Below are 7158 nucleotides of genomic sequence, written 5' to 3'. Positions count from 1 at the left end.
AGGCGGGTGCGCAGCGGGTGCGCAGCGGGTGCGCAGCGGGTGCGCAGCGGGTGCGCAGCGGGTGCGCAGCGGGTGCGCAGCGGGTGCGCAGCGACGCCTCACCGCGGATGAGCCGGTCCTCGGCGCGACCGGGCAGGGCGGCACCTTCCGGCAAGTCAGCCGAGAACCCGGCCTTTCTCTGGCAGCCTGCAGCACCGCGCGCTGCACCCAACACGCGGCGGTTCGCTGCAAGACGCGGGCGGTTTGACCACATGCGCTCCGCGGGGATAGCCTGCCGGTACTGCGGGGGCACCTTTAATTCAGCAGCTCTGCGTACTGAAGCAGGCGCCTCAGCATAACGGCCGCTTCCGCGCGCGTTGTGCCTGCTCCAGGCATGAACATGCGGTCCGCTACGCCGTCCACGATGCCTGCGCGCACTGCCGCCGCGACGGCGTTCCTGGCATAGCCGGCGATCTCCTGCGCATCCGCAAAGGCCGCGGCTCCTTGGCCTTCCGCCGCCGGCTTTTTGCCTGCGGCTTCCAGGGCGCGGGCGATCATCACCGCGGCTTGCTCCCGCGTGATGCCGGCGTTCGGCAGGAAGCTGCCGTCTGCGAAGCCTTCTACAATGCCCGCTTTGGCTGCGGCAGCTACCGCGCCCGCATACCAGTCACTTGCTGTTACATCGGAGTATCGCGCTCCCGCCCGCTCCTGCGGCAAGCCGAGAGCCCGGGCCAGCAGGGCGGCAAATTCAGCGCGGCTGACCGGCGCTTGCGGCGCAAAGTCATGCTCGGACACGCCTTGAATCACGAGCTTCGAAGCCAGAAGCTCCACATCCGCTTTCGCCCAATGACCGTTCATATCATGGAAAGATTTGACCGATTCCATAAGCATGATGATGCCCGTCGTACGCATTTTGACAGTAATGTGCGCCGCGCCGCCGGATACGTCGATCACGGCCGGAACGAAGCGCAGTTCGCCGGAATCGGGATCGTACGAAACCGCCGTTAATCGGGCGGGGTCGGGATTACCCGGCACATCGAGTACGGCCGCTGCGTAAGCGCCGTTAAAGCTGCTTACGGCTGCATGCCGGCCTCCCGCTTCCGCGCCGATCGCGATTTCCGTCACGCCGGCCTGAAGCTTCAAGCCCGCTTGCCCGGCACGCCGGGCGATTGCGTCCGCTGCCGCGTCGGATACATCCCCGACCGTAATCTGAAGCATGACGCCGCCGGGATCAGCGTTCATTTCGCCGGACAGCTTCGCAATATCGAACGAATGCAGCGGAAAGCTGAGCGTCAAGCCGTCCCGCTTCACGCTAAACACCGCATTCGGCGCTATGCGCTGCGCTTCTTGCACTGCCGCTGCCGGCAGCAGCACCTTCGCTCCCGCCTCGCCGCCCGCCACTTCCACGGCGATCGTTCGGCTCGAACCCTGCAAAGCCGCCGCAGCTTTCGTTAAAGCCGCAGCTTCAATGGTTACGCTCGCAACCTTGCGTCCATCCGCCGTTGTGTCAAGCGCACTAGCAACATTCGTGATTCGCGCTCCAGCCGAATTGGCTTCCACGGTCTGACCTGCTGACGCCGTGTCACCGCCGCTGCCATTGCCACTACCGCTACCGCTTCCACTGCCACTATCGTTTCCGCCGGAGGAACCCGAACCGGATGCTTGCTTCGGAGCCGCCGACGCCTCGCCGGACAGGGCGCTTTCCCCGTCGGCATTTACCGCTGTTACGACGTAATAATAAGTCGTACCGTTCGTGACTCCGGTATCCGTATACGAAGCGGTCACGACGTTCGCCGCGATCGTCGTATAAGGTCCGCCGCTCGCCGTGCTGCGTTTCACCTGATAAGAAACCGCTCCCGCCGCGCTATTCCATTGCAGGCTGACCTGCCCGTCTCCTGCCGCGGCCGTCAACCCTTGCGGCGCCGCAGGCGGAGCAGCCACAGTCGTACGTTCAGCCCCGGCGCTTGTCGAGACAATGGCCGGCACGGAGCGCGTCGGATCGATCGTGTTGTGCAGGAGCGGCGTCCAGCTTACAGGGCTTAAATTTTTGCTCTGCGCAATATTCACATCGACGCCGTTCAGCACCGAGCCTGTATCCGTAAATGCGGTGCCTCCCGCAAATACGCCGATTAAATCGGCCGCTTGCGTGCCCGTGTCTTGCTTGAAGTAATTGTTTTGCGCGTAAATTTGCGATGCATACCCGACTCCCATCGTATACAGGAACGGATAACTGGCATCATTCAAAGTGCCTTCATAGTAGTTATTGTACATGTGCACTTGGCCATACCGCACGCGCGGCGCGCGCTGAACGATATTTTTGTAGTAATTGTGGTGGAACGTAATTCTTTCTTTGCCGATGTCCCCGGTGTAGCTGTCGCTTCCGCCGATCAGCGTCGTTTTGTCATGATCATGGAAATAGTTGTAAGACACCGTTATAAGGTCGGAGCCGTTCGTAATATCGACCAACCCGTCATGCTGCTGGTATTGGCGGCCAAAATATTGCTTGCTGTAATCGTCTTTATTGTCGCCGTCGCTGAACGTATTATGGTCGATCCAGACATGCGTCGCCCCTTTGACTGTAATGCTGTCAAAGGCGGAATTCCAGTTGCCCGAGTCGCCGTCCGTCGGGTCCCATTGCGGGAAATAGTCAAACGCATCCCGGAATTCGATATTCCGGATAATGACGTTGTCTACGTTCTGGATCAGCAGATTGCCTCCCACAATTGTGGCATTGGTGCCCGGCAAGCCGACGATGGTCGTGTTCGAACCGACATTGATTTGAATTTGCGCCCCTTGCTTTTTCTCCGAATTGGCCCGGGCCGTCTCCAATGCACCGGAAGGCACAGACGTTTTGCCCCAGGTTGCCGGATCGTAGGCTCGCAAATATGCATGGAAATCGTAGCCCTCGTCCTTGTAATCGTCGAATCCCAACGGATTGTCCTGATCATCGACGTTCATATCGATCATCCCGCTAATATATATGATTTTCGGCGTCGCATTTGTTGCATTGCTGCTGTTGCTGCCGCCCAGCGCCTGAATCAGCTCGCTCCGTTTTGTAACTACCGTACCGGCTGCGGCCGCCGATCCGCCTGTAATGGTGCCTGCCGGGAATGCTCCCCAACCGTCATTCGCGGCCAGCACCTGTCTGCCAATGTCCGAAGCGGACGTATCCGTCACGTTTACGGTTAACGGCACGGCATAGGTGCCGAAATGAACGTAAAGCGTTGCAGTTCCTGACGGCAGCCCAGCGAGATACGTTTTGTTGATTGAAATTACATTACCTGCTGCCGTATAATCCCCTTCAGCCAATACCTTGTCGCCATTCGTAAGCTTCGTCAAAGCGTGTCCGCCCGCTTGCGCTATCACATGAATATCGGATTGATAGAGCGGATTTTTGTCAAAATTCGCAGACGCAACCGATATCGATGGCTCCAAAGTCATTTTCGGCCTGATAACGGGAATCGTCGGGTCCCAGCCGGAAAAAATTTGCGGAATCGTCACGCTGGCTTCCGTCCCCGTCATTTGCGTGGAAATCGCCCGGGACGCCGGGTTGGCGCCGATGCCGTAGCTGTTGTATTCGCTGAAGTTTCTCACTTTACAGCTGCCTGCGCAGGAAGTGGCCCAGCCTGAGGCCAGGAAGTTTTTGGAATTAATGAACGTATTGATGAAGCGTACGTTAGCGTAGTCCTTCCAGGCGCGACCAAGATCGTAAGTGCCGAGCGCCGAAGCGCCGTCGATGATTTGCGAGTTGATGAATACGTAACCCGGATCCGCCGGATTGCTTTGTCCTGCCGCCGTAATATGGCCCCCGCCCGTTCCTGCGCTCGCCGCATTGCTCACAAGCACAAGCTTCGCTCGGTCAAATACAATTGCCGGAGCCTCTCCGAAAATGTAATCGACATCGCCTTCGATGATACTGTCGCGGAAATATTGACGCCCCGATTTATAGTTGTACAAAGTGTCCTGGAAACTGGTCAATTTTACATGGTCAAACACGGATTGGTCGCTTTGAACAAGCAAAGCTACAGCCGTCCCTTTTTCCGACCGGGGTGCGGCGCTGTTCCTGATCGTCAAATGGGAAGCCGTAAAATAGTTCGCAAAAACGCCGAACGTGTAGCTTTGCGCCGTGCCTCCCGGCCTGCCCGAATTGCCGTTCGTGCCGCCGTAATCGTCGTATACGATCGTCGTCACATCGATCCCCGCGCCGATCAGGCTTACGAAAGGGCGGTCCATGTATACTTTTTCCACATATGTCCCAGGGCCGACGTAAATGACCGTTCGCGCCGTATTGAATGCGGGAATGGCATTCATGGCTCCCTGAACGGTCGTATAATCGCCGCTGCCGTCCTGCGCCACCATTATCACTTTCGAAGAGGCTGCGACGATTTCCTCCGAATCGGGACTGCTGCCTTTGGCATTCACCGCCGCAACAGTATAAAAATAATTGTTGTCATTGATCACATTCGCTGCGGTGTTGTCCGTATACGATGTGCCTGAGATCGTCCCTATGACAGTATAAGTGCCTCCACCCGCTGTTTTTCGCTTCACCTCATAAGAAGCCGCATCGGGAACGGCGTTCCAGGATAAACTAACGCTTCCGTCGCCGGCAATAGCCGTCAAACCGTTGGGCACTGCAGGAGCTCCGGTCGCGGCCGCATAAGGCGAGACTTTCACCTGGTTTGAAATCATGCTTTCCGCATTGTCGTTCGCCGCCGTTGCCACATAATAATACGTAATTCCGTTGGCGGCAGTCGTATCGCTGTAAGTCGTTTGGCTGAGATGTTCGGCAATCGTCGTATAAGGTCCGCCGTTCGCCGTACTTCTTTTCACATTATAATAAACAGCCTGTGTCACCGGCGTCCAACTGAGATCCACCCTCTGATCGCCCGGTACGGCGCCCAGCATCGCCGGCATTTGCAAAGGACGGCCGGAAACCGCGGCCGCAAGCTCGGAGCCTGCGCTCGTCCCGCCCACATTGCCCGCGGCAACCTGATAATAATAAGTGATGCCGTTTATCAAGCCTGTGTCGTGATAAGTCGTGCCGGTAATTTTATTCGATAAAGAAAGGAACGGGCCGTTCGGTGTCGTGCTTCTTTGAAGCGTATAAAAATCGGCCCCCTCGGACGCCTTCCAATTTAAGGTAAACTCGCTGTCTCTCGCGACAGCCGTCAGCGCCGTCGGTGCGGCCGGAGGCGGCACATCGTTCGGATATCCCACGGCAGCACGTGAAGCTTCGCTCTCCCCGCCGGCTTTTACACCTGTAATCACATAATAGTAATTCGTTTCGTTCTCAAGCCCCGTATCCGTATAAGCCGGAGAAGCGGTATTGGCGATAAAGCTGTAAGGACCTCCGGAAACCGTGCTCCGGTATACATTGTAAGAATCGACACCGGTAGCCGGATTCCAGGTCAAAATCACTTTGTGGCTGGCTCCGCTCGCCGCAACGTTTTGCGGAATCGTTACGCTTTGCCGGTACACCTTAACATTGTCGATATACAAGCTTCCCTTGGAGGTGCCGGGCGTACGCGCCTGAATTTTGGCGATATCGGTCACAGGACTGGCAAAGGTCATATTGCCTTGAAAAACGTCATTGATGTACAATTCCGCCGAATTGGTGCCTGCGTCGGCAACGAATTTCAATTTCATCCATGTACCTTTGACATACATCGAGGAGTAATCGCCCAATTTCAGCGTCAATGCCGTTTTGCCCAAACTGTCGACCAGTTCCAAAGGATAGGAATCCCCCATGATCACCGGTTCCATAAAATCGAGCTGAGCCGTAATCCCCTCTTTGACCGGAGCAAAAATTTTCACAAATCCGCCCCTGCTTGTGCTGTTGTCGTTAACCCACAGGACACGGGTCGAGTTCCCCGTTATGGTGCCTGAAACATTGCCGAACTTATTCGTCAACTGATCGTTGCTGATTACCGTGATGTTGTTGCCGGCAGACTCTGCGGTAAAGTTCGAATATCCGTCAGGCTTCTCTTGCAAAGGACTGCTTTCAAAATTGTCATCGATCAAGTAGGTGATCGGTTTCGCTGCCGCTTCTGCAGAGATAGCGCTTTCGCCAGCCTGATTGAGCGCCGTTACCACGTAATAATAACGGGTATCATTGGCCAATCCGGTGTCGGCAAACGTGGTGCCGGTCACATTGGCGACAGTGCTGTAAGGGCCACCTTTGGTCCCGCTCCGCTTCACATTGTAGGAAACAGCCCCGCCGGCCGCATTCCAGGCAAGATCAACCCTGGCATCGCCCGCGGCTGCCGTCAATCCCGCCGGTGCTGCGGGTACATGTACCGAGGATTGAAGAGCGGCCTGCACCTCGTTCGAGCTTCCGCTCTCTCCGTAATCGCCCGCGGCGGTCACAACGTAATAGTAGGAAGTGTTGCTGACGACGCTAGTATCGTTATAACCGGTTCCATACACGGATGCAATTACGGAGTAAGACGAGCCTGAAACAATGCTTCGTTTTACGTTATAATAGGCCGCCCCGGTAACCGTGTTCCAGGCCAAATCCACCTTGGCGCTGCCGGCGGAAGCGGTCAGACTCGGCGCATCCAGAGCAGGCATCGGCAGAACCGCGGTCAATGAAGCGACCGCAGTAGAAGGGGTGAATATTGACGCCCCTGCCGTCGTATTCGGAGTAATGTAATCAAATGCCGCCGTCGCCGCTTTTCCGACGCCCAAGCCTATGTATGCATCGGTCATACCGGTTATCGTCTGCCCTTTGGTTTGGGTCCAATAAATCGTTTGACCGTCTTGCGACAATGAACCGTAGTCTACATAAATCGCAGAATTGCCGCCTGATACGGAACGGCGCATTTTAATAAATTGCGGGGCGGAAATGCCCGTGGCGCTGTCAATCGCATCCAGTCCATTGGCCGTTCTCGTCGTATTGATTGCTCCCGCATAATTGGAAAGAATGCCTGACCCGTTGCTGGTGCCTGCATCGTCCGCCGATCTGTAATATGCGTAAAAGTCGTAATAAGGCGCTGTTTTGCTGGAATACAACAAAGCCCCCATATAGCCCGGCTTTGTTGTCGCTTCTGTCGCCTTGCGGATGACGATGCCCGCGGAAGCGGATGTGCTGCTCGCGCTGAAAGCTTTTACCCTTGCCACTATGCTGAATTCACCGCTTACGGGCGTTTGCATATAGGCATACTGAAATTGCTCCCCATT

General features: G+C 56.5%; 1 protein-coding gene and 3 pseudogenes. All 4 read right to left on the bottom strand.

The features are described 5' to 3' along the window. Positions 1 to 294: 294 nt before the first annotated feature. Positions 295 to 837, bottom strand: a complete 543-nt coding sequence (locus tag AC6RNO_RS26875; RefSeq protein WP_497107352.1) for an S-layer homology domain-containing protein — start codon at positions 835 to 837, stop codon at positions 295 to 297. Between the two features lie 837 nt (positions 838 to 1674). Next, positions 1675 to 1890 (bottom strand): annotated as a pseudogene (locus AC6RNO_RS26870) (fibronectin type III domain-containing protein); the annotation flags it as partial. Between the two features lie 30 nt (positions 1891 to 1920). Beyond that, positions 1921 to 3222 (bottom strand): annotated as a pseudogene (locus AC6RNO_RS26865) (pectate lyase family protein); the annotation flags it as partial. After that, a pseudogene (locus AC6RNO_RS26860) lies at positions 3196 to 4338 on the bottom strand (pectinesterase family protein); the annotation flags it as partial. The pseudogenes AC6RNO_RS26865 and AC6RNO_RS26860, both read right to left, overlap by 27 nt. Positions 4339 to 7158: the final 2820 nt, after the last annotated feature.

The organism is Paenibacillus sp. sgz302190 (genome assembly GCF_059820445.1).
The sequence above is the reverse complement of the archived record's forward strand: the minus strand, read 5'-3'. Positions and strand labels throughout refer to the sequence as shown.